We start from the raw sequence: 22,927 nt of genomic DNA, 5'->3' as shown, positions 1-22,927 counted from the left end.
TGGAGCGCGCGGGAACAGGTTCCGCGCGGGACCGCCCGTGACGGACCCGGACGAGATTCGCCGAACGGCCTCGGGCGCTGCGCCCGGTCCCTACGGTGTCCGGTGGCGACGGCTGTGCCGGGGAGGGTCGCGATGGACGACGGGTTCCACGTGGACGTCACCGCGCTCACCCGGATCGCGGACCAGATCCTGGACGCCGTCCGCTCGGTCGGCACCCCCGTCGTCGACGGCGGGGCGGAGGTCGTCGGGCACGCCCGCCTGGCCGCCGGGATCACCGGCTTCCACGACCGTTGGGCCGCGGGTGTCGCCGACCTGACCGGTGACGCGCGGGAGATCGCCACCCGGCTCGCCGACTGCGCAGAGGCCTACCGGCGGGGCGAGCAGGACGTCGCCGGCCTGGTCGTGCGGGCGCACGATCCGGAGCCGCGCACATGACGGCGCCGCAGTCCACCGTGCCCGGCGATCCCGTCGCGGTCGGCCGGGCGGCGGCCGCGATGGCGTCCTACGGCGACGCGCTGCACGAGACCGGGATCGCGCTCTCGCGGGTCGACCCCACCGACGGGTGGGAGGGACGGACGGCCGACCTGTTCCGTTCCGCCATCGCGAAGGAGCCCGGTCGCTGGCAGGAGGCGGGCGACGGCTTCCACCGGGCCGCGCAGGCGCTCGAGCGGTACCGGGCCGTGCTGCAGTGGGCGCAGGACCGGCTCGCGGACGCCGGTCGCCTCATGGCCGACGGGACCGGGGCCGCGGCCGAGGAGGCCGAGGATCTGGTGCGGCGCGTCCTCGACCAGCTCGAGCAGGCGGGGGACGCGGCGGCCCGCGTCGTCGAGGAGGCCACGGGGCAGGCGCCCGACGGCCGGAGCTGGCCGGAGCAGCTCGCCCGGCTGACGGGAGAGGCGGTCGACACGGCGGCGCGCGTCGGCGAGGACGTCCTGCAGGCCGCTGCGGACGTGATCGGGCCGGGCGACGAGCCCGCACTGCCCTGGGACGACCCGGCCGTCCGCGAGAAGATCCCGGACGAGTGGGGCGAGGGGCGCGACAACCAGAAGGGCGTCGGTCACCGGTGGCTCGACCCCGTTCATCCCTCCGCCGCAGGGGTCCGCATCGACCAGGGGAACCCGGACAACTCACAGCCCACCCAGCAACAGGACCATGTCATCGTGCGCGATGGTGGGAAGATCATCGGCAGGGACGGGCGACCGATCCCGGGCGCGATCGACAAGTTCCCCGAGGACGCCCACATCCCGCTGAGCGAATGGAGGACCTGGCGATCATGGAATCACCCGTAGAAACGATCAGATACGGGGACTTCCGCGCCGCGGTCGTCGATGCGCTTCGCGTGCTGGCGGATCCCGAGTACCAGGAGCGGGTCTGGATCCGCCACGAGTTCCCGCCGGGTATCAAGTACGACGAGCTCGACTACCGAGTCCATATCCTGTTCGACGACATGGTGGTGCTCCCGGATCCCGAACCCGCCATCGGTGCATTGATCTACCCGGACGAGGTGGACACGCTACGAGCACTCGGAGCGGTATTCGAATCCCTGATCGACGAGCTCGGCGACGTCGGCGACGCCGAGTACCTCGCCCATCCACGGTGGACGGACGTGGTCCGGGGCGCCGCCGAGGCGTACCGGGTCCTGCACGCCAACGACGTGGCGCGCGGGGCCGGATAGTCAGTGCGCGAAGTGGCGGGTGCCGGTGAGGTACATCGGGACGCCCGCCTCGGCGGCCGCGGCGATCGACAGCTCGTCGCGCACCGATCCGCCGGGCTGCACGACGGCGGCGACGCCCGCGTCGAGCAGGACGCGCAGACCGTCGTCGAACGGGAAGAACGCGTCCGACGCCGCGACCGACCCCCGCGCGCGGTCCCCGGCCCGCTCCACCGCCAGCTTCGCCGCGTCCACGCGGTTGACCTGGCCCATCCCGACCCCGACGGCCGCACGGGAGTGCGCCAGCAGGATCGCGTTCGACTTCACCGCGCGGCAGGCGCGCCACGCGAACGCCAGGTCGGCCAGCGTCTCGTCGGAGACCGGGTCGCCGGTCACGAGCTTCCACGACGACGGGTCGTCGCCGTCGGCGTTGACCAGGTCGCGCTGCTGGAGCAGCAGCCCACCGGAGATCGGCCGCATCTCCGCACCGGCGCGGACGTAGCCGCCCGGGATGCGCAGCAGCCGGATGTTCTTCTTGCCCCGCAACACCTCCAGCGCACCGTCCGCATAGGACGGCGCGACCACGACCTCGGTGAAGATCTCCGCGACCTGCCGGGCCATCTCGACGCTGACCTCGGCGTTCACGGCGATCACGCCACCGAACGCGCTGGTCGGGTCCGTCGCGTGTGCCTTGCGGTGCGCCTCGGCGACGTCCGCGCCGACCGCGATCCCGCACGGGTTCGCGTGCTTGATCACCGTGACGGTCGGGGCGTCGCCGTGGTCGTGCGCGGCCCGCCACGCGGCGTCCGAGTCGACGTAGTTGTTGTAGGACATCTCCTTGCCGTGCAGCTGCTCCGCGCCGGCCAGCCCACCGCCCGCCGACGCGGTGTAGAGCGCGGCGGCCTGGTGCGGGTTCTCGCCGTAGCGCAGGGTGCGCTCCCGGTCCCAGGTGGCGCCGACCCACGCCGGGAACGGGCCGCCGTCGGTCTCCGGCGCGAGCACGCTGCCCATCCAGGACGCGACCGCCACGTCGTAGGACGCGGTGTGCCGGAACGCCTCCGCGGCCAGGCGCTGCCGGTCGGCCAGGACGAACCCGCCCGCGGCGACCTGCTCGAGCACCCACTCGTAGCGCGACGGGTCGACGACGACGGCCACGCTCTCGTGGTTCTTCGCCGACGCCCGCACCATCGCCGGCCCGCCGATGTCGATCTGCTCGACGGACTCCTCGACGCCCGCGCCGGACGCCACCGTCTGCGTGAACGGGTACAGGTTGGACACCAGCAGGTCGAACGGCGCGATCTCCAGCTGGGCCAGCTGCTGTACGTGCTCCTCCTTGCGCGTGTCCGCCAGCAGGCCGGCGTGCACCCGGGGGTGCAGCGTCTTCACCCGGCCGTCGAAGCACTCCGGGAAGCCGGTGACGTCCTCGACGGCCGTGACCGGGACGCCCGCGTCCGCGATCCGCTGGGCGGTCGAGCCGGTGGAGACGATCTCCACGCCCGCCGCGTGCAGCCCGGTGGCCAGATCGAGCAGACCCGCCTTGTCGTACACGCTGATCAGGGCCCTGCGGACCGGCCTGCGCTCACTCATGAAAGTCCACTCATCTCATCGCTCGGCCCGCCGCGCGGGCTCGTGTGGATCTCGCCTGCCAGCCGCCGTACGACGTCGACCAGCAGGCGTCGTTCCGCCACCTTGATCCGTTCGTGCAGGGTCGCCTCGGTGTCGCCGTCCCGGACCTCGACCGGCACCTGGTCCAGCACCGGGCCGGTGTCGGTGCCGGCGTCCACGACGTGCACGGTCGCGCCCGTCACGTCGACGCCGGCCGCGAGCGCGTCGCGCACCGCGTGCGCCCCCGGGAACGCCGGCAGCAGCGCCGGATGCGAGTTGATCATCCAGCACCCGATGCCGTCGAGGAACGCCGGCGAGACGAGCTTCATGAATCCGGCCCCGACCACCAGGTCCGGCCGGTGCTCGCGGACCCGCGCCAGCAGCGCGGCGTCCCACGCCACGCGGTCGGGATGGTCGGCCGTGCGTTCGACGAACGTCGGCACGCCCGCCCCTCGGGCCCGGCCGAGCCCGCCCGCGCCCGCGCGGTCCGATCCGGCCGCGACGACGGCGGCCGGCATGTCCGGCGCGGCGCACGCGTCGAGCAGCGCCTGGAACAGCGACCCGTCACCGGAGAGCAGCACGACGAGCCGGCAGCGGTGTGCGGGCAACGACGGCTCCTCGGTCCGGGCAGGCGGGTACCCGTCCAGACTAGGACGGACGCCCCGGGCCGGGCTGGGGGGCCGCGACGCGCGTCTCAGCGCTCGGCGTCGTCCTCCTCGTCACGTCCGGTGTCCGTCTGCTCCGGTGCCGGGTCCGGAGGGTCGTCCGCGTGCTCCCGGTCCTTCTGCGCGACCAGGTCCCCGACGGTCCGTGGTCGCGGTCCCGGTTCGCGTTCCGTCCGGCTGGACGGTCCGCGGCCGGTGCCACCCGGGGAGGAACCGTTCGGGGTCGCGGCATCCCGCTTCCGGGGGCGCGACGGTCCGTCGGAGGAGGGTCGCGACGGGCGGTCGCGGGCAGGGGCCTCGCGGTCCTCGCCCGCCGGGTCGTCACGTATCCCGGTCTCGTCACCCGACGTCGTGCGCGACCGGTCACGGGACGTGCCGCGCTCCGGCGTCGACCGCTCGCGCCGGGCCGGGCCGGTGCGGCGGTCGGAACCGGTGGAACGGGCATCGTCGCGCGATCGCCCCTCGCGACGCGCGGCCGCGCGTTCGGCCGCGGACCCGCGCGTCGCCTGCGGACGGCGACCCAGCAGCTCGTCGATTCCAACGGCGGCGATCGTCGCCGGTATCCCCAGCAGCACCAGTGCCGCCAGGAGGACACCGACCGGCGACAGCGACACCGGGTCGTAGGGCCCTCCGGCCAGCGACCCGCCCGCGACGGCGGCCACGATCCCGGCACCGACGGCCGTCGCACCGGCCGCGGAGCCCGCGGCGGAGGCCCGGTCACGGACCGGGGCCGTCGCACCGAGCGCGCGGCGGCACACGAGGCCCACGGCCACACCCGCACCCACCGGCAGCAGCAGGACCAGCGCTCCCCACAGCGGGACCGCCTCCGTCGGCACGGCTGCGAACAGCGGGAACGGCGGCAGCGGACCGGCCTGGACGTCGAACGGACCGTACTGCGCGGCACCGATCGCGACCCCGGGCCCGAGCGACCAGGCCGTGCCCGCTACCAGCGCGTTCGGGAGGTAGCCGACGGCGAGCAGCAGCGCCCCGAGGCTCTCCCCGACGCCCGGCGCGAGCCCGGCGAACGAGCCGGCCACGGTACCGGCCCGCACGGCCAGACCCAGCAGGAGCACGAGCGTCCCGGACAGCAGCAACCCGGCCGCGCCGATCCGGGCCCCGGACGACGCCGCGCGCGGCCAGCCGTCCAGCCGCCGCGACCACTCCGGCGGCAGACCGCACGCCCGGAGCACACCCACACCGGCGGCGAGCCCGGCCAGCAGCCCCGCACCGACCATCGACGCCCACGGCGTGGTGACCGACACGTCACCCGGCAGCAGGGCACCCGCCAGCACGGCCACGGCGGCCGCGGCTCCGGCCTGCGAGGCGACGACCGGGCCCGCGTCGTGCCGGATCCGGCAACCGAGCCGTCGCACCGACCAGTTCGCGGCGACGGCCACGACGGTCACCACGACGGCCGTCGGCAACAACGGCAGCACGCCGAGCGCGCGGCCGTCGACCTCGACCGGGATCTGGTGCGCGGCCAGCCACATCGGGACGGCGACCGCGAACGCGCCGTCGAACGAGCCGCTCCCGCCGGACATCAGCAGCAGCACGGCGACCGGGACCAGCAGGGCGTACCCGACCAGCACCGCGCCCATGGCTCCCGCCAGCAGGATGCGCAGGCGCTCGAGGCCTTCGGGGTGCCGCTCGGTGCGCCGGGTCCGCGCGCCCGGACGGGCGCCGCGGCGCTCGGTGGGGGCGGATGCCGTGCTGCTCACCCGTTCAGGGTCGCAGCGCGGGTCCGATCACCGGGCCCGCCACGCCGTGCGGGACCCGGTCGAACAGGTGAGAGGGCTCTGCTCAGGACCCGGAACCGGACGAACCGTCGCCCGGCCGGAACGAGTGGGTGCGGTCGTCGTCGCCCTCGGCGAGCGTGTCCCCGCCGGTCGCCGGGACGCCGGGAGTGGTCGCCTCCGGGGTCTTGTCGCCACCGGGCGCGAGCGTCGGCGCCCCGGGCGTGCCGGGAGCCTGTGCCCCGGATCCGGGAGCGGCGCCCTCCGGCGAGCCGTACGTCTGCTGCGCGCCGGAACCCTGCGCGCCCGCGGCCGGGGTGGCCGACTGGGGGCCGGTACCGGACGGCGTGCCGTAGGTGCCCGGCTGCCCCGAGGCCCCGTACGCCGGGGCGCCGTAACCGGCCGAACCCGGGTGGCCCTGCGAGCCATACCCCTGCGAGCCGTACCCCTGGGCGCCGTAGCCCTGCGCACCGCCGTAGCCGCCCGCACCGACCGCGCCGTAGCCGCCGGTCGACGACGGGGACGCGGGCGGAGCGGGAGATCCCGGAGCGGCCCCGTAGCCCTGCGCGGCGTATCCGGGCTGGCCGTAGCCGGGCGCCCCGTAGCCCGCCTGGTACCCCGGCGTGCCGTAACCGGCGCCGTACGGCGCGCCGTAGCCGGGCTGCTGCCCGCCGCCGTACCCCGGCTGGTTCGGGTCGAACATGCCGGGCTGCTGCGGCTGGCCGGGAGCGGCCCCGTAGCCGGGCTGGCCGGGCTGGCCGTACGGGCTCCAGCCCTGCTGCGGTGCCTGCTGACGGGCCGGGCGGGGGGCGGGTGCGGTCAGCACGCCCGCGTCGAACATCAGTGCGGCGACGACCGCTGCGGCGCTGAACAGGGCGAGCGCCAGCGCGATCCAGCGCACGGCACCTGACGAACCGATCGACGACGTGCTGGTCACGCTCAGCAGGAGCAGGAAGAACCCGATCGCGGACAGCAGGGCGGCGGGCACCAGTACCCGGCCGACCGTCGGCAGCAGGCCGATCAGCGCGAGCAGCCCGCCCGCCAGCACCAGGATGATCGGGATCGAGAACTCGAACGCCCCGAAGAACCCGCACAGGTAGGTCAGCAGGCCCAGCACCGCGCCGGCCAGTACGGCGGGTCGGACGGCGGAGGGAGCAGGGGCCGGGGTGGCGCCCTCAGCGGCGGGCTGCGCCGCGCCGGGGCCGGTGGGGTCCGGCGGCTGGCTGGTCGTCATCTCGAGAACATCTCCTGCTCACCACGGCCTTGCGGCGCGGCGTCGGCAACACGGTCCGCTCCCGCGCACGCTAGCCCATCGAGGGAGCGCGGCCGCAGCGGTCTGCTCGGTCGGGTGACAGGACAACGCGCGGGCCCCAGGAGGGTTCCCGGGGCCCGCGCGGACGGGTGAACGTGATCGGCTACTTCGAGCCGACGATCTCCTTCATCAGCGCCGCGGTCTCGGACGGCGTCTTGCCGACCTTGACGCCCGCCGCCTCGAGGGCCTCCTTCTTGGCCTGGGCGGTGCCGGCCGAGCCGGAGACGATCGCGCCGGCGTGGCCCATCGTCTTGCCCTCCGGCGCCGTGAAGCCCGCGACATAGCCCGCGACCGGCTTCGTCACGTTGGCCTTGATGAAGTCGGCCGCGCGCTCCTCGGCGTCGCCGCCGATCTCGCCGATCATCACGATGGCCTCGGTCTCCGGGTCCGCCTCGAACGCCTCGAGCGCGTCGATGTGCGTGGTGCCGATGACCGGGTCGCCGCCGATGCCGATCGCCGTGGAGAAACCGATCTCCCGGAGCTCGTACATCATCTGGTAGGTCAACGTGCCGGACTTGGAGACCAGGCCGATCTTGCCGGGACCCGCGATGTTCGCCGGGATGATGCCGGCGTTCGACTTGCCGGGCGAGATGATGCCCGGGCAGTTCGGGCCGATGATCCGGGTCTTGTTGCCCTTGGCCGACGCGTGCGCCCAGAAGTAGGCACTGTCGTGCACCGGGATGCCCTCGGTGATCACGACGGCGAGCCCGATCTGCGCGTCGACGGCCTCGATCACGGCGTCCTTGGCGAACTTCGGCGGCACGAACAGGACCGACACGTCCGCGCCGGTCTCCTTCATCGCCTCCTCGACCGTCCCGTACACGGTGACGTCGGTGTCGCCGACCGTGTGCGTGGTGCCGGCCTTGCGGGCGTTCACGCCGCCGACGATGTTCGTCCCGGAGGCGAGCATCTTGGTGGCGTGCTTGGTGCCCTCACCGCCGGTGATGCCCTGGACGATGACCTTGCTGTTCTCGTTGAGGAAGATCGACATTTCTCAGGCTCCAGCCGCCAGCTCGGCGGCCTTCGCGGCCGCGTCGTCCATCGTGCCCACCACCGTGACCAGCGGGTGGTTCGCGTCGGCGAGGATCTTCCGGCCCTCGTCGACGTTGTTGCCGTCCAGCCGGACGACGAGCGGCTTGCTGGCGTTGTCGCCGAGGATCTTCAGCGCCTCGACGATGCCGTTGGCCACCGCGTCGCACGCCGTGATGCCGCCGAACACGTTCACGAAGACGGACTTCACGTCGTCGTCGCCGAGGATGACGTCCAGGCCGTCCGCCATGACCTGGGCCGACGCGCCGCCGCCGATGTCCAGGAAGTTGGCCGGCTTCACGCCGCCGTGTGCCTCACCGGCGTAGGCGACGACGTCGAGCGTGCTCATCACGAGGCCGGCGCCGTTGCCGATGATGCCGACCTGGCCGCCGTCGAGCTTCACGTAGTTCAGGCCCTTGGCCTTGGCCTTCGCCTCGAGCGGGTTCTCCGTGCGCTCGTCGACGAGCTGCGCGTGCTCGGAGTGGCGGAAGTCCGCGTTGCCGTCCAGCGTGACCTTGCCGTCCAGGGCGATGATCCTGCCATCGGGGTCACGGACCAGCGGGTTCACCTCGACGAGGGTGGCGTCCTCGGCGACGAACGTGTCCCACAGCTTGACGATCACGTTCGCGGCCTCGTCGGCGACCTCCGCCGGGAGCTTGCCCGCGGCGACGATCTCGTCCGCCTTCGCCTTGTCCACCCCGGCGATCGCGTCGACCGGGATCCGGGCCAGCGCGTCCGGGCGCTCGACGGCCAGCTGCTCGATCTCCATACCGCCCTCGGCCGAGCACATGGCCAGGAACGTGCGGTTCGAGCGGTCCAGCAGGAACGAGAAGTAGTACTCCTCGGCGATGTCGCTGGCCTCCGTCACCAGGACCCGGTGCACCGTGTGCCCCTTGATGTCCAGCCCGAGGATCGCGTTCGCCTTCTCCCGCGCCTCGTCCGGGTTCTCGGCGAGCTTCACGCCGCCGGCCTTGCCGCGGCCACCCGTCTTCACCTGCGCCTTGACGACGACGGCGGTGCCGATCTCGGACGCCGCTGCGGCCGCGTCGTCGGCGGTCTCGACGGTCCGGCCCGGCAGCACCGGGACGCCGTGCGCGGCGAAGAGGTCCTTCGCCTGGTACTCGTACAGGTCCACTCGGCTTCTCCCGCTCCACTTCGCTCACGCCGCGACTGCGCGGTGCCGTGCGGGGCGGTGAACCCCGGCGGGGCCGCAGCGGTCACGACGTCGACTGTGCTGCTGCTCCGGGAGCCTAACGAGGGCGACCGGACCGGTCCTGACCTGGGCCGGTGACTGCCGTCACCTCCCGACGAGACCCTCCTTTCGTGGGGTGTCGCGAGATCAGGAGTGGGCACGATCACGTCCCGTCGCTTACCGTCGTCCCATGGCGACGGCGCACGCAGGGCTGCGGCGCCTGCGCGCCCTCGCGGACGGCGTCGGTTCCGTCGCCGCCGAGGTCGCCCAGGCGGGGAACTACGCACTGCGGACGTTCGCCTCACCCGCCGGGATGCGCGGCATGGCCGTCGAGTGGCTGTGGCTGGCCACGCACGTGGCCCTGTACCCGGTCGGTCTCGCCGAGGAGACGGTCCGCCCGCAGGGCGTCTACCGGACGGACAGCCTGCCCCCGGCCAAGCGCAGCCTGGTCGTCGCGGACCCGGCCGCGGCGGGGACCCCGATCCTGCTGATCCACGGGATCATGGACAACCGGTCCGTGTTCACCGTGTTCGGGCACGCGCTGCGCCGCCGTGGGTTCGGCGTCGTGCACGCGATCAACTACAGCATGCTGACCGGCGACCTGCGGGACGCCGCGAACGAGCTGCGCAGCCACGTCGAGCGGCTGCGTGAGATGACCGGCTCGGACAAGGTGCACATCGTCGGGCACTCGCTCGGCGGCATGATCGCCCGCTACTACGTGCAGCGGATGGGCGGCGACGAGGCCGTCGACACGCTCGTCACGCTCGGCAGCCCGCACCACGGCAGCAACGCCGCCTACCTGCTGCCGATCCCGCTGGCCCGCCAGCTGCGGCCCGGCTCCGACGTCGTCTCCGAGCTCGAGGAGCCCGCTCCGCGCTGCCGGACCCGGTTCCTGGTGGTCTGGAGCAGGCTGGACGAGATGGTCGTCCCGCAGCGCAACGCCCGCCTGCGGCACCCGGACCTCGACGTCGAGGAGCTGGAGCTGCGCGACGTCGGGCACCTGTCGCTGCCGATCGACCCGCGCACCGTGCACTGGGTGGCCGGCACGCTCGCCCGCGGTGAGCGGGAGCGGGCCGAACGGGACCGGATCCGGGCCAGCCGGCTCGGCACCGGGAGCCTGCGCCTGGCCGGACGGCACGCCCGCGACTCCGCGTCCTGACCGCCGCGGCCGACACAGCGCGTGACGACCCGTTCGGCGCGCCGGGGGCCGGTCGGGTAACCGGTACCACCCGACCGGTCGTCGCGCCGGTCCGACCGTTTGCACCGCTCGGGCGCCCTGCCGTTGCCCGCCTACGACGGACGGGTTAGCTTTCTCCGGTCCACGTCACGGACCGGTCACGGTGACCGGACACCGGCCCCGAACCGGTGTCGCTCCCCGCCGGAGTCCCCCGCTCCGCCGATCACCGGACAGGTACGAGGACGACCTGAGACCAGAAGGGCAGGTCTTGGCGCGCCACCGCTCCCCGAGCGGCGCACCACTCGACTCCCGGCACGGCGCGACCCCCGACGCCCCCGCCGCGGGTGGGCACCGCCTCCCGGCGCCACCGCCGTCGACGCGGTGCGCCCGGATCACGGTCACCGCCGCAGCGGGCGGTGCGCTCGTCGCCGCAGGGCAGACGTTCGCCAGCGCGTTCGGACTCACCCCGGACCCGGCCAGGGCCGCCGAGGACGCCGCCGTCGCCCGTCTCGCGGCGTCGGCGATGCTGCCGGTCAACGACGTCAGCACGGCCGACCCGACGGCCCCCGCCGTCACGAACGCGATCGGCGGGGAGCAGCTCACCGCGGACGGGTCGCTGCCCACGCTCGCCGACACCGCGAAGGTCGACGTCGCCAACCTGGCCAAGGCCGCCCGCCTCGGCACCGAGGCGGCCAAGGACGAGGGCACGGCGAAGAGCGCGATGGCGCAGGGCGCCCCGCAGGCCGTCGTGTACGACGGGACGACGTACGTCCTGCCGACCCGCGGCACGTTCACCTCCGGATTCGGCGGCCGCTGGGGCGTCACGCACTACGGCATCGACCTGGCCGCCCCGATCGGCACGCCGATCTACGCCCTCACCGACGGCGTCGTGGAGAAGTCCGGACCGGCCAGCGGGTTCGGCATGTGGGTCGTGCTGCGCCACACCGACGGCACGGCCTCGGTGTACGGCCACGTCAACCGGTCGTTCGTCGAGGTCGGCCAGAAGATCAAGGCCGGCGACCAGATCGCCGAGGTCGGCAACCGCGGCCAGTCCACCGGCCCGCACCTGCATCTCGAGGTCTGGGAGCAGGACGGCACGAAGACGAACCCGCTGCCGTGGTTGCTGCAGCGCGGGATCAACGTGACCGGCCCGGCTCTGGCCGAGGCCGAGAAAGCCGCCTGACCCCCGGCCGCTACAGCTTCTGCAGCGGAACGCCGCCGATCAGCATCAGCCGCACCGTGCCGTTGCTGCCGAAGTCGATCGTCACGGTCGCCTTCTGCCCGACGCCGTCCGCCGCGACGACCGTGCCGAGGCCGTACTTGTCGTGGTTGACCCGGTCACCGACGTCCAGGCTGATCGTCGCGTTCATCGAGCGCTCCGGGACCTTCCAGTCCCCGCGGTCGCCGCTGCCGCGCCGCGGGCCCTGCCGCCCGAAGCCGAACCGCCCGACCGGCGCCGACCGGCTGCGCTCCTGCTCGATCGTCTCCTCGGAGCGCTTCCAGTCCACGAGCTCGACCGGCACCTCGTCCAGGAACCGGGAAGCCGGGTTCGTGCTCGGCTGCCCGAACGCCGTCCGCACGATCGCGCGGGACAGGTAGACCCGCTGGCGCGCGCGGGTGATGCCCACGTACGCGAGCCTGCGCTCCTCGGCCAGTTCCTTCGGATCCCCCAGCGTGCGCAGGTGCGGGAAGATCCCGTCCTCCCAGCCGGTGAGGAACACGACCGGGAACTCCAGGCCCTTCGCCGTGTGCAGCGTCATCAGCGTGACCATGCCCTGGTCGTCGTCCGGGATGGAGTCGGCGTCCGCGACGAGTGCGACCCGCTCCAGGAACGCGGCCAGCGACCCGGGGGCGGGGGCGCCGGCATCCGTGTCGTCGTCCGCGCCGGGGCCGTCGGTCGCCTCCGGGGCCGCCTGCGTCGCCGGGGTCTCGACGGGCGCCCGCCCGCTCCCGATCGCGGCGCCCGCGACGTCCGGGTCGGTGGAGAGCGCCGCCAGGTCCGCGACGGCGGCGTCCCCGGCGAACTCCCTGGCCACCGTGACGAGCTCGGCCAGGTTGTCCATCCGGGTGCCGTCCTGCGGGTCCTCGCTGGCCTGCAGCTCCTCCAGGTACCCGGTCTTCGCGTAGACCGTCTCCAGGATGTCGGCGGTGTCCTCGCCGCGGTCCACCATCTCGCGCAGCTCGTCCATCATCCGGACAAAGCCCGCGATGTTGCGCTGCGAGCGCGTCGCCAGTGCCGGGACCAGCTCCGGCTGCTCGGCCGCGGTCCGCAGCGCCGCCGCGAACGACGTGCGCTCCCGTTCCGCGTGCTCGGCGACCAGGGACTCGGCACGGTCCCCGATGCCGCGCTTGGGCACGTTGAGGATCCGGCGCAGGCTGACCGTGTCCTCCGGGTTGGACAGCACCCGCAGGTAGGCCAACGCGTCCCGGATCTCCCGGCGCTCGTAGAACCGGACGCCGCCGACCACCTTGTACGGCATGCCGACCCGCAGGAACACGTCCTCGAACACGCGGGACTGGTTGTTCGTCCGGTAGAAGACCGCGATGTCCGAGTTGCGGTACTCGCCGGAGTCGACCAGCCGGTCGATCTCGGCGGCGACGAAGCGCGCCTCGTCGTGCTCGTTGTCCGCGACATAGCCGATGGCCTTCTCGCCGTCACCGGAGTCCGACCACAGCCGCTTGTCCCGGCGCTCCGGGTTCCGCGCGATCACCGCGTTCGCCGCGGACAGGATCGTCTGCGTGGACCGGTAGTTCTGCTCCAGCAGGATCGTCCGCGCGTTCGGGAAGTCCTGCTCGAACTCCACGATGTTCCGGATGCTCGCGCCGCGGAAGGCGTAGATCGACTGGTCCGAGTCGCCGACCACGCAGAGCTCCGCGGGCGTGGCCTTCTCGTTCGCCGGCAGTACGAGCTGGCGGACGAGCTCGTACTGCGCGTGGTTCGTGTCCTGGTACTCGTCGACGAGCACGTGCCGGAACCGGCGGCGGTAGTACTCGGCCACCGCGGGCATCCGGTCCAGCAGCGAGACCGTCTCCATGATCAGGTCGTCGAAGTCGAACGCGTTCGCCTGGCGCAGCCGCGCCTGGTAGACGCCGTAGACCTCGCAGATCCGGCGCTCGTGCTCGGTGGCGGCCTGGGCCTGCGCGTCGTCCGGGGAGAGCAGCTCGTTCTTCAGGTTCGAGATCTGGGCGGCCAGCGCGCGGGCGGCGAACTTCTTCGGGTCCAGCTCCAGGTCCCGCGCGACGATACCGACGAGGCGGCGCGTGTCGTCCGCGTCGTACACCGAGAACGCGCTGCGGACGCCGAGGTGCTTGGCCTCCCGGCGCAGGATGCGCACGCACATCGAGTGGAACGTGGACACCCACATCGGCCCGGACCGGCGGCCGACGAGCGCGTCCACCCGCTCCTTCATCTCGGCCGCCGCCTTGTTCGTGAACGTGATCGACATGATCTCGCCCGGGTGCACGCCGCGTTCGGCCAGCAGCCAGCCGATCCGGTGCGTGAGCACGCGCGTCTTGCCCGACCCGGCCCCGGCGACGATCAGCAGGGGCGAGCCCGCGTGCGTCACGGCCTCGCGCTGGCGGTCGTTCAGACCCTCCAGCAGGTCGCGGCCACGCTTCGTCTTCGGGGAAACCACGTCGGTCTCCTGGGCGGGGAGTTCGAACAGCGCACTCATCGTGTCGAACACGGTACCGCCGGACACCGACAGTCCTCGCGCTCGGCCGGTCCGCCACGCCCGCCGATGTGACAGACTTGCCGAACCATGGCCGTGTCCGACTCCTCCGTGCCCCGCGTACCCACGACGGAGGAGGAGATCGAGACCCTGCGCGGCGAGATCGACCGGCTGGACGCCGAGATCCTGGAACGGATCAAGGAGCGGACCGACGTGTCCCGCCGGATCGGCGCGGCCCGGATGGCCGCGGGCGGCCCGCGGATCGTCTACAGCCGCGAGATGGCCGTCCTGGACCGATTCTCCGACCTCGGCCCGGAGGGCCGGGATCTGGCGATGATGCTGCTGCGCCTCGGGCGTGGACGGCTCGGCGGGCGGGGCGCCGGCACGTCGTCGGACCCGACGGCCTGACCCCGCCCCGCGACGACCCTGAGGGACCCTGATTCCGTCCCTGAACACCGGGCGATCCGCGCCGTCACGACGCCGTGCCGTGGCACTCTGACTGCATGGGAATCCTCGCGACACTCATCGCCCTCGCCGGCCTGCTGGCCGCGCTCGGCCACGTCGGATACCTCGGGATGCTCTCCAACGCGGCGCGCAAGAAGGGCGCGTCCGGGGCGGAGATCGCCCAGCGGACGAAGAGCCGCATGCCGGTCGCCGTCGGCGCGTCCGGTGTCGCGCTGCTCGGGCTGCTGATCACGAGCGGCGGATTCTTCGCCGACGTCATCGGCATCCTGCTCGCCGTGGGCGGCGGTGTCGTCGGTTACCGCGGCCTGCGGCAGGAGCAGGAGAGGTACCGCACGCCCTGACCGCCACCGGGTCGGCGCAGCGATCGATGACCGTCGGTAGGCGTCCGCCCGACCGGGCGATGCGCCGCCTCAACGCTGACATCAAGATCACGATACGACCGCTCGCCGATTCACGGCGGAGACACAGACGCCACCCGTCACCGCCGCTCGCACGGCTGTGACCAGCAGAGTCGGCAAACGGCCTACAGGTGGCCGGTTGCGCCCCGTCGCAACGACAACGCCCAACGGTCGGATGCGGCCGACGAACGGGATTCACCCGTTCGTGCGACCTGCGGCGAGCGGGATGCTCCCCCTTGGTGATCGCCCTGGACTCGGGTAAATCTTCTCGGGCCACACTCACCGAAGGAGGAACAGCGGCCGTGACCGAGTTCCCGGTCGGATCCCCGCTCCCCGGCACCACGGGATCCGGACGTCGCGAGGTACTGACCGTCGCGCAGCTTCTCTCCCGTGTGTCGTCCGGGCGAGGAACCAGCTACACCCCGGTCGCACGGGAGTCCGCGACGGTCGCGACGCAGGTCGTGTCCGTCGGCTCGCTGCTGCGGCGCGAGGGACGTGCCCCGCACGCCCAGGACCGCCCGCTGCAGCCGCGTGCCGCCCGCCAGGCCGAGGCCGCCGCCGCGTCCGGCGCGTGGCCGGCCCGCCCCGCCTCCGGCCGTCGCCGCGCGACCGCCGTCGCGGGCGCGCTCGTCGCGGCCGGCTCGGTACTCGGCGCCGCGCTCTACAACGGCGCGGCCTCGCACAGCTCGGACGCCCAGGCGGCTGCGGACGGCCTGTTCCCCGGCCTCGGCATGCCCGCCGCCACGACCGGTGGGGCGCTACCGGACGGCTACCTCCCGACGAACGTGGCGTTGACCAGCCCGCTCCCGGCCCCCGCCGTGCTGTCCTCTGGCAGCACCGACTGGGTCAGGTTCGCGTTCCCCGCCCCCGCGGCCACCACGGGGCCGTCCGCGGCGGGCAGCGCGCTGGCGGCCTCGACGACCACTCCGTCGTCGGTCGCGAACGCCGTCCCGGCCGCGCGCACCGCCGCCGCGGGGGCACCGTCGCAGGGCGGCGGGTCCGGAGGCGGCCTGATCTCCGAGCTGCCGGTCGTCGGTGGCGGCAACGGCGGTGGCGGCCCGGTCAACGGGAACGTCCTCGACCCGATCCTGGGCGGCGGCGACCCCACCGGTTCCCCGGCCAACGGCGGTGGGCAGGGCCCGCTCGCCCCGGTCGTCACGGTCGCGCGGCCGGTGACCGACGGCGTCGCCGACGTCCTCCAGCCGGCCACGAACGCCCTCCCGCCGGTCACCCAGGCGGCCGGGAACGCCCTCAAGCCCGTCGCGGGCCTCGCCGCTCCGGTCACCCGGACCGTCGGGGACGGCGTCCTGGCCCCGGTCTCGAACGGCCTCGCCCCGGCGACGCAGGCCGTCGGCGACGTCGTGAAGCCCGTCGCGGACGCGGGCGCTCCGGTCGGCGACGCGCTCGGCGGCGTGACGCAGCCGGTCGGCGAGGTGCTCGAGCCGGTGACGAACGGCCTGAAGCCGGCGACCAAGCCGCTGACCGACGTCGTCGACCCGATCACGTCGCCGGTGCTGGAGGGCGTGTCCCCGCTGACGACGCCGGTCCTGCGGAGCACCGAACCGCTGACCGGCCCGGCCCTGAAGGGTCTGGCCCCGGTCACCGGGCTGCTGGACACGTCGCTGGCGCCCGCAGGGTCGTCGGAGAAGAAGTCGGCGTCGAAGGCGTCCACGACCGACGACTCCACGGCGACGTCCAGCGGCAAGCACGTCCGCACGGCGGCGACCGACCCGGCGAACACGGTCTCCGGGCTCACCGACCGTCTCGGCCTCCAGCAGACGCTCGGCGGGAACCAGGGTGGCTCCGACGAGCAGGCGGACGCGACGTCCGACAAGCAGGCCTCGACGGCGTCGTCGAACTCGGGCCAGGGCTCCGGCAACTCCGGCTCCGCGCCGAAGGCAGGGGACCTGCTGGGCTCGACCGTGGGCGCGCTGACCGGGAAGTAGTCCCGCTCGGACCAGCCTGCGGTCGGGGTGGAAGCTCCCTCCGGCTCGTTCCGGGCCCGGGCGGCCCTACACGAGCCTGCGGTCGGAAGCCCAGCGGGACAGCTCGTGCCGGTTCGACGTCTGTGTCTTGCGCAGGACGCTCGACACGTGCGTCTCGACGGTCTTCACCGAGATGAACAGCTCGCCCGCGATCTCCTTGTAGGAGTACCCGCGGGCGAGCAGGCGCAGGACGTCCCGCTCGCGGCGGGTCAGCTGGTCCACCTCCGGGTCCACCGGAGGCGCCATGCCCGGCCGGTCGGAGAACGCGTCGAGCACGAACCCGGCCAGCCGCGGTGAGAACACCGCGTCGCCGGCGTGCACGCGCCGCACGGCGTCCGCCAGGTCCGGCCCGGAGATCGTCTTCGTGACGTAGCCACGAGCCCCTGACCGGATCACGCTGATCACGTCCTCGGCGGCGTCGGACACGGACAGGGCCAGGAACACGGCCTCGGTCGGCGTCTTCCCGCCGGTCGTGTCCCGGGTGCGGCGCAGCACCTCGGCGCCGCCGCCGTCGGGCATGTGCACGTCGAGCAGCACGACGTCCGGGCGCAGGTGTCCGACGCCGGCCACGGCCTCGTCCACCGACCCGGCCTCCCCGACCACGACGACCGGTGGGTCGCCGCCGTCGCCACGGTCGAGCTCGGCCCGGACCCCGGACCGGAACAGCCCGTGGTCGTCGACCAGATAGACGCGGATCTCCCCGTCGCTCACCGCACGGCCCCCGCTCGCTGGCGCTCGCTCATTGCTCACCCTCCCGAGTCACTGCGGTCGTCGCACCGCCACCGACCGGCTCGCCGTCGTCGCGCAACGGCATGGCCAGCCGGATCTCCGTCCCCTCGCCCGGCGCGGTCCGCAGCCGGACGGTACCGCCATGGCGCTCCATGCGGTTGCGCACCGAGTCGGCGAGACCGTGCCGGTCCGGGCCGACGGCGTCCGGGTCGAAGCCGGCACCGCGGTCGCGCACGAACACGTTCACCTCGCCGCCTCCGCCGGCGGGCCCGTCGCGCTCGACCTCCGCGTACACGCTGATCTCCCCGACGCCGGCGTGCTTGGCCGCGTTGACCATCGCCTCGCGTGCCGCGAGCACGAGGGCCCGCAGGTCCGGGTCCATCGTCGCGTCGCCGACGACGACCGGGTTCACGGTCACCGCGTAGGTGTCCTCCACCTCGGCGGCCGCGCTCCCGAGCGCCGCCGAGAGCTGCTCGTCGGCGGGCCGCTCCCGGTCGTGGTCCGGACGCCCGTAGCCGCCGGGGCCGTAGAGCCACGCCCGCAGCTCGCGCTCCTGGCCGCGCGCCAGCCGGTGCACCTCCCGCGGCGAGCTCGCCTGGCGCTGGATCAGCGCGAGCGTCTGCAGCACGGAGTCGTGCAGGTGCGCGGCGATCTCGGCGCGCTCCGCGGTGACGATCCGCGCGCGGCGCTCCTCGGTGAGGTCGCGGACCAGGCGCACCCACCACGGCACGGTCAGCACGGCGACGCCGAGCAGCGCCGCGACGGCGGCCAGCAGGCCGAACCGCACCTGGTCCAGGTCGAGGTTGCCGAGCAGGAACACGGCCAGCCCGACCGCGACGAGCACGGCACCGATCAGGCTGCGCCACAGGCCCGCCCGTCCACCGCCACGGGCTCCGCTGGCCCACCGGCGTCGCTGCGCGCCGTCGGCCTCGCGCCACACCACGGCCGCACCGATCGCGGCCACACCCAGCGGGCCGAGCAACCATCCGAACAGGACGTTCCCGGTCGCGGCACCGACCAGCCCGAGGCCGAGCCCGAGCGCGGCCAGCCCGATCGCCTGCTGCCGCTCGGACCGGTCGACGGTCCGCTGGGCGTCGCCCTGCTCCTGCTTGACGAACACCCACAGCAGCGCGTACGCCACCACACCGGACCACCCGAGCACGGCGAGCACGACGAACGCCGCGCGCACCCACCGGACGTCGGCGCCCAGGTGGTCGGCCACCCCGCCCGCCACGCCCGCGACGAGACGGCCCGACCGCCGCCGGACCAGCGGCGACCGTGGTTGTGTACCGGGAACGCTCACGACACCATCGTCACACGACGGCACGCCAGGAGGATCCGGACAGTTCCGGGGATACCTCGGGGTCACCCCGGAGCCGCGACGACCGCGCAGGGAGCAGAGTCACCGCCCATGGAGGAGACGGCTCGGCGCCGCACCGCACGTCTGTCCGACGCGTGGGCGACGCGTCCCGCCCGGCCCCGCGAGGGCCGGATGGTCGCCGGCGTGGCTGCGGCACTCGGTGAGCGCTACGACATCGACCCGGTACTCGTGCGCGTCGGATTCGCGACCGCGGCGTTCTTCGGGCCGGGCATCCCGCTGTACCTCGTCGGCTGTGCCGTGCTGCCGGACGCCGGGAGCGCAGGCTCCGGGCGCTCGCGGACGGCACTGTCGACGGTGCTGCTCGTCGGGGCCGCGGTGATCGTCGCCGCGCTGATGTTCGGCGGCGACGGGGGCTGGGTCGCGCCGCTGATGGTCTCCGTCGGGCTGCTCGCCCTGCTGCACATCACCCGCGGCGGGCCGCGTGAGGTGACCGCGAGCGGTTCGGCGGGGGCTCCCGGCCCGGGGTCGGCCGGTGCGGTCGCGGCGTCCGGCACGGGCGCGACGACGGCCACGGCGCCCGCTCCCGTCCGGGCCTCCGGGACCCCGTTCTCCGACGCTCCGGTCTCCCGCGCCCCGGCGTCCGACGCTCCGGCTTCCGCCGTTCCGGCGTCCTCCGCCCCGGCCTCCGACGCTCCGGCCTCCGACGCTCCGGACGTCGCCGGCTCGGCCCCGGACGCCCCGGCCACGGACGACGCCCCGACCGTCGCCACCCCGATCGCGGACGCGGCGGTCTCCGGCACCGCGACGACCGACCACGTCGCCGGTCCGGACGCTCACACCGTGACCGGCCGCCTCCCGGCCGATGGCACGGCGCCGACCGGTACGGCACCGACCGACACGGCGGCAACCGGCGCGGCGGCGACCGGTGCGGCCGACACGGCGGCTCCGGGCACGGGGGCTCCGGGCACGGGGGCGATCGGCGCATCGACCACCTCCGCGCCGGTCCCCGACCCGCACGCGTCCGGACGGATCACGGGGCACGGGACCGCTCCGTACCCCGTCGCGACGAACGGATCCGATCCGGCGGCGACGCCGCCGTCCTGGGACCCGCTCGGCGCCGCACCGTTCGCGTGGGACCTGCCCGATCTCGCGCCGGAGCAGGGACCGGAACCGCCGCCTGCGCGGCGGTCGCGGGTCACGGCCGTGACGCTGGCCGTGGCGCTGCTCGCCACGGGCGGAACCGGTGCCGCCGCGCTGACCGTCCCCGGCGTCGTCGCACCGGCGATGGTCCCGGCGGCGGCGCTCGCCGTCATCGGGCTGGGCCTGGTGATCGGCGCGTTCCGGCACGCCGGGCGGTGGCTGCTGCCGTTCGCGGCGCTGCTCGCCGTCACGACCTGGCTGGTCGCGGCGCTGCCGTGGGCCGACCTGCGCGGAGGCGTCGGGACGATCGCCGACGCACCGACGTCCGCCACCGCCGTCGCACCGGAGTACCGGCGCGGCGTCGGGGACGTGGCGCTCGACCTGAGCGGGCTCGACCTGCGCACCCCGCCCGGAGCGCCCGCACCGGTCGTGCGCACGGCGGCGCGGGTCGGGATCGGCTCGATTGCGGTGACCGTCCCGCGCGATGCCGACATCGTCGTCCGCGGCTCCAGTTCGTTCGGCGACGTCACCGTGGACGGGCAGTCCCGCAGCGGCGACGCCCCGGAGCTGACCGTCGTCGACGTCGGACCGGACGGCCCCGGCGGCGGCCGGATCGAACTGGACGCGCACGCCGCCCTCGGCTCGGTGACGGTGGGCCGTGAGTGAGCCGCGGCGGCGCGTACCGGATCCGGTTGCCCTGATCGGCGGGCTGCTCGCGCTCGGCGTGGCGGGCTACGGCGTCAGCGGGATCGATCCAGGATCCGGTGTGGACATCCGGTGGGTGTTGGCGCTGGTCGCGGTCGTGGCGGGCGCCATATTTCTCCTTGCCGGTTTGCGTAACTCCCGGCACCGTTCCGACGACTAGTAGACATCGGTCCACCGGCGGGCTGGGGAGCGTCGCCGGGGACCGTCTCCGCCCGTGAGGTCGCGGATCCGACGGGGGTCGGGCCGCAACGGGACCCGGGCGGACGGGGCGGGGCCGGCGCTACCACCGGCCCCGCCCCTATTTCACTCCCACTCGATGGTGCCCGGCGGCTTGCTCGTCACGTCCAGCACGACGCGGTTCACCTCGGCGACCTCGTTCGTGACCCGGGTGGAGATGCGCTCCAGCACGTCGTAGGGCAGGCGGGTCCAGTCCGCGGTCATGGCGTCCTCGGAGGACACCGGCCGCAGGACGATCGGGTGACCGTACGTGCGGCCGTCGCCCTGTACCCCGACGCTGCGTACGTCCGCCAGCAGCACCACAGGGCACTGCCAGATCTCGCCGTCCAGCCCGGACGCGGTGAGCTCCTCGCGGGCGATCGCGTCCGCGGCGCGCAGCGTCTCCAGCCGGTCCGCCGTGACCTCGCCGATGATCCGGATGCCGAGGCCGGGCCCCGGGAACGGCTGGCGGCGCACGATCACCTCGGGCAGCCCCAGCTCCGCGCCGACCGTGCGCACCTCGTCCTTGAACAGCGCACGGAGCGGTTCGACGAGCGTGAACTCGACGTCGTCGGGCAGCCCGCCGACGTTGTGGTGGCTCTTGATCGTCGCCGTGCCGGACCCGCCGCCGGACTCGACGACGTCCGGGTACAGCGTGCCCTGGACCAGGAAGTCGACCGTCTCCTCGGCCAGCACGTCGGCCGTCGCCACCTCGAACACTCGGATGAACTCGCGGCCGATGATCTTGCGCTTCTGCTCCGGGTCGGACACCCCGGCGAGCGCGTCCAGGAAACGCCGCTCGGCGTCGACGGTGTGCAGCTTCGCCCCGGTCGCCGCGACGAAGTCCTTCTCCACCTGCTCCCGCTCCCCGGCGCGCAACAGCCCGTGGTCGACGAACACGCAGGTCAGACGATCCCCGATGGCGCGCTGCACGAGAGCGGCGGCGACCGCGGAGTCCACCCCGCCGGACAGCCCGCAGATCGCCCGCCCGTCTCCGACCTGCGCGCGGATCGCGTCCACCGTCTCGTCGATGATCGACGCGGTGGTCCAGGCCGGGGCGATACCCGCGACGTCGTGCAGGAACCGGCGCAGCACCTCCTGGCCGTGCGGCGAGTGGCCCACCTCGGGGTGGTACTGCACGCCGGCCAGGCGCCGGTCGGTGTCCTCGAACGCGGCGACCGCGACCCGGTCCGACGACGCCGTGACCGTGAACCCCTCCGGTGCGCGGACCACGGAGTCGCCGTGGCTCATCCACACCGGGTGCCGCGACGGCAGGCCGCCGTGCAGCGCGCCGGACGTGTCGGTCAGGCTCAGTTCGGTGCGGCCGTACTCGCGGGTGCCGTCGTGCGCGACGTCGCCGCCGAGCGCGCGGGCCATCGCCTGGAAGCCGTAGCAGAGCCCGAGCACCGGGATGCCGGTGTCGAACAGGGCCGGGTCGAGCGCGGGTGCGTCCTCGGCGTAGACGCTGGCCGGCCCGCCGGAGAGGATCACGGCCACCGGCTCCCGCGCGACGATCTCCGCGACCGGCGTGCTCGCCGGGACGATCTCGGAGTAGACGTCGGCCTCGCGCACCCGCCGGGCGATCAGCTGGGCGTACTGCGCGCCGTAGTCGACGACGAGGACGGTCGGGGTCTGCACGCCGACCAGGGTAACGACGGCCGGTCCCCGCTCCGTCCGACGGCCGCGTCGCTACGATCCGGGCATGAGCGCCGAGGTCGAGAACGCACCGGTCGAGGGCGAGGCGGTCGACGACCGGACGGGCCCGGCCATCGCCGTGGCCTGCTCCCGCTGCGGGGAGCGCGCCCTCCTGCGCCCCGGCGGGCTGTGCCCGGCCTGCGTCGCGGCCATCGGCCTGGCCGAGGACCGCACGGAGTACGACGAGTGGCGCTCCCGCGTCGAGGCCGGGATCGCCGCCGGACCCTGACCCGCCGGA

Annotated in this window: 21 protein-coding genes; 11 read left to right on the top strand and 10 right to left on the bottom strand. The window is 74.1% G+C overall.

What is annotated here, in order from left to right; all coding sequences use genetic code 11:
- Positions 1 to 132: 132 nt before the first annotated feature.
- Genes EV378_RS21810 through EV378_RS21800 form a run of 3 tightly spaced genes read left to right on the top strand, consistent with a single transcriptional unit; the run spans position 133 to position 1,675 of the window.
- Positions 133 to 435: a hypothetical protein gene (locus tag EV378_RS21810; RefSeq protein WP_132429168.1), complete on the top strand. Its 303-nt coding sequence runs from the start codon at positions 133 to 135 to the stop codon at positions 433 to 435.
- Positions 432 to 1,289 (top strand): putative T7SS-secreted protein, encoded by an 858-nt coding sequence (locus tag EV378_RS35960; protein WP_207908821.1) that lies wholly within the window; start codon positions 432 to 434, stop codon positions 1,287 to 1,289. Before EV378_RS21810 ends, EV378_RS35960 begins: the two co-directional genes overlap by 4 nt.
- Positions 1,256 to 1,675: an SCO4402 family protein gene (locus EV378_RS21800; protein WP_132429166.1), complete on the top strand. Its 420-nt coding sequence runs from the start codon at positions 1,256 to 1,258 to the stop codon at positions 1,673 to 1,675. The genes EV378_RS35960 and EV378_RS21800 overlap by 34 nt, the downstream gene beginning before the upstream one ends.
- Here EV378_RS21800 and purH read toward each other — a convergent pair whose 3' ends face one another.
- From purH to sucC, 6 genes are all read right to left on the bottom strand, one after another.
- Positions 1,676 to 3,238, bottom strand: coding sequence for a bifunctional phosphoribosylaminoimidazolecarboxamide formyltransferase/IMP cyclohydrolase (gene purH / locus EV378_RS21795; RefSeq protein WP_132429164.1), 1,563 nt, complete (start codon positions 3,236 to 3,238; stop codon positions 1,676 to 1,678).
- Positions 3,235 to 3,864, bottom strand: a complete 630-nt coding sequence (gene purN, locus EV378_RS21790; protein WP_132429162.1) for a phosphoribosylglycinamide formyltransferase — start codon at positions 3,862 to 3,864, stop codon at positions 3,235 to 3,237. Before purN ends, purH begins: the two co-directional genes overlap by 4 nt.
- 86 nt (positions 3,865 to 3,950) lie before the next feature.
- Positions 3,951 to 5,639, bottom strand: a complete 1,689-nt coding sequence (locus EV378_RS21785) for a cell division protein PerM (RefSeq protein WP_132429160.1) — start codon at positions 5,637 to 5,639, stop codon at positions 3,951 to 3,953.
- A gap of 82 nt (positions 5,640 to 5,721) precedes the next feature.
- A complete protein-coding gene (locus EV378_RS21780; protein ID WP_132429158.1) occupies positions 5,722 to 6,888 on the bottom strand; it encodes a DUF5336 domain-containing protein in 1,167 nt (388 codons plus the stop codon).
- 181 nt (positions 6,889 to 7,069) lie between these two features.
- Positions 7,070 to 7,957: a succinate--CoA ligase subunit alpha gene (sucD, locus tag EV378_RS21775; RefSeq protein WP_132429156.1), complete on the bottom strand. Its 888-nt coding sequence runs from the start codon at positions 7,955 to 7,957 to the stop codon at positions 7,070 to 7,072.
- Positions 7,958 to 7,960: 3 nt separating this feature from the next.
- Complete coding sequence (gene sucC / locus EV378_RS21770; protein ID WP_132429154.1) at positions 7,961 to 9,130, bottom strand: ADP-forming succinate--CoA ligase subunit beta; 1,170 nt, start codon at positions 9,128 to 9,130, stop codon at positions 7,961 to 7,963.
- Between the two features lie 247 nt (positions 9,131 to 9,377).
- Between sucC and EV378_RS21765 the strand changes: the two genes are divergently transcribed.
- Positions 9,378 to 10,346: an esterase/lipase family protein gene (locus tag EV378_RS21765; RefSeq protein WP_132429152.1), complete on the top strand. Its 969-nt coding sequence runs from the start codon at positions 9,378 to 9,380 to the stop codon at positions 10,344 to 10,346.
- A gap of 286 nt (positions 10,347 to 10,632) precedes the next feature.
- Positions 10,633 to 11,547 (top strand): M23 family metallopeptidase, encoded by a 915-nt coding sequence (locus tag EV378_RS21760; protein ID WP_243653692.1) that lies wholly within the window; start codon positions 10,633 to 10,635, stop codon positions 11,545 to 11,547.
- Positions 11,548 to 11,557: 10 nt separating this feature from the next.
- Here EV378_RS21760 and EV378_RS21755 read toward each other — a convergent pair whose 3' ends face one another.
- On the bottom strand, positions 11,558 to 14,038 hold the full coding sequence (locus EV378_RS21755) for a UvrD-helicase domain-containing protein (protein ID WP_132432504.1): 2,481 nt from the start codon (positions 14,036 to 14,038) through the stop codon (positions 11,558 to 11,560).
- 87 nt (positions 14,039 to 14,125) lie between these two features.
- Between EV378_RS21755 and EV378_RS21750 the strand changes: the two genes are divergently transcribed.
- The 3 genes from EV378_RS21750 to EV378_RS21740 all read left to right on the top strand — a co-directional run bounded on the left by EV378_RS21750 (position 14,126) and on the right by EV378_RS21740 (position 16,844).
- Positions 14,126 to 14,443, top strand: a complete 318-nt coding sequence (locus EV378_RS21750) for a chorismate mutase (RefSeq protein ID WP_132429150.1) — start codon at positions 14,126 to 14,128, stop codon at positions 14,441 to 14,443.
- A gap of 95 nt (positions 14,444 to 14,538) precedes the next feature.
- Complete coding sequence (locus EV378_RS21745) at positions 14,539 to 14,841, top strand: hypothetical protein (RefSeq protein ID WP_132429148.1); 303 nt, start codon at positions 14,539 to 14,541, stop codon at positions 14,839 to 14,841.
- A gap of 359 nt (positions 14,842 to 15,200) precedes the next feature.
- Positions 15,201 to 16,844, top strand: a complete 1,644-nt coding sequence (locus EV378_RS21740) for a hypothetical protein (RefSeq protein ID WP_132429146.1) — start codon at positions 15,201 to 15,203, stop codon at positions 16,842 to 16,844.
- A 66-nt stretch (positions 16,845 to 16,910) separates the two neighbouring features.
- On the opposite strand, the gene EV378_RS21735 is transcribed toward EV378_RS21740, so the two are convergent.
- Together EV378_RS21735 and EV378_RS21730 are read right to left on the bottom strand one after the other, a co-directional pair.
- A complete protein-coding gene (locus tag EV378_RS21735) occupies positions 16,911 to 17,594 on the bottom strand; it encodes a LuxR C-terminal-related transcriptional regulator (RefSeq protein WP_132429144.1) in 684 nt (227 codons plus the stop codon).
- A 28-nt stretch (positions 17,595 to 17,622) separates the two neighbouring features.
- Positions 17,623 to 18,939 (bottom strand): ATP-binding protein, encoded by a 1,317-nt coding sequence (locus EV378_RS21730; protein WP_132429142.1) that lies wholly within the window; start codon positions 18,937 to 18,939, stop codon positions 17,623 to 17,625.
- 84 nt (positions 18,940 to 19,023) lie between these two features.
- Between EV378_RS21730 and EV378_RS21725 the strand changes: the two genes are divergently transcribed.
- Positions 19,024 to 20,739, top strand: a complete 1,716-nt coding sequence (locus tag EV378_RS21725) for a PspC domain-containing protein (protein ID WP_132429140.1) — start codon at positions 19,024 to 19,026, stop codon at positions 20,737 to 20,739.
- Positions 20,732 to 20,938, top strand: coding sequence for a hypothetical protein (locus EV378_RS21720; protein ID WP_132429138.1), 207 nt, complete (start codon positions 20,732 to 20,734; stop codon positions 20,936 to 20,938). Before EV378_RS21725 ends, EV378_RS21720 begins: the two co-directional genes overlap by 8 nt.
- Before the next feature lie 143 nt (positions 20,939 to 21,081).
- Here the strand turns inward: EV378_RS21720 and guaA are convergent, their stop codons facing one another.
- Positions 21,082 to 22,632, bottom strand: a complete 1,551-nt coding sequence (guaA, locus tag EV378_RS21715) for a glutamine-hydrolyzing GMP synthase (protein WP_132429136.1) — start codon at positions 22,630 to 22,632, stop codon at positions 21,082 to 21,084.
- A gap of 64 nt (positions 22,633 to 22,696) precedes the next feature.
- On the opposite strand from guaA, the gene EV378_RS21710 reads away from it, so the two are divergent.
- Positions 22,697 to 22,918 (top strand): hypothetical protein, encoded by a 222-nt coding sequence (locus tag EV378_RS21710; protein WP_132429134.1) that lies wholly within the window; start codon positions 22,697 to 22,699, stop codon positions 22,916 to 22,918.
- The last annotated feature ends 9 nt before the right edge of the window (positions 22,919 to 22,927 follow it).

It is taken from the genome of Pseudonocardia endophytica (genome assembly GCF_004339565.1).
Classification (GTDB): domain Bacteria; phylum Actinomycetota; class Actinomycetes; order Mycobacteriales; family Pseudonocardiaceae; genus Pseudonocardia; species Pseudonocardia endophytica.
Note: the sequence above shows the minus strand (reverse complement) of the source record. Positions and strands in the feature narration are given on the sequence as shown.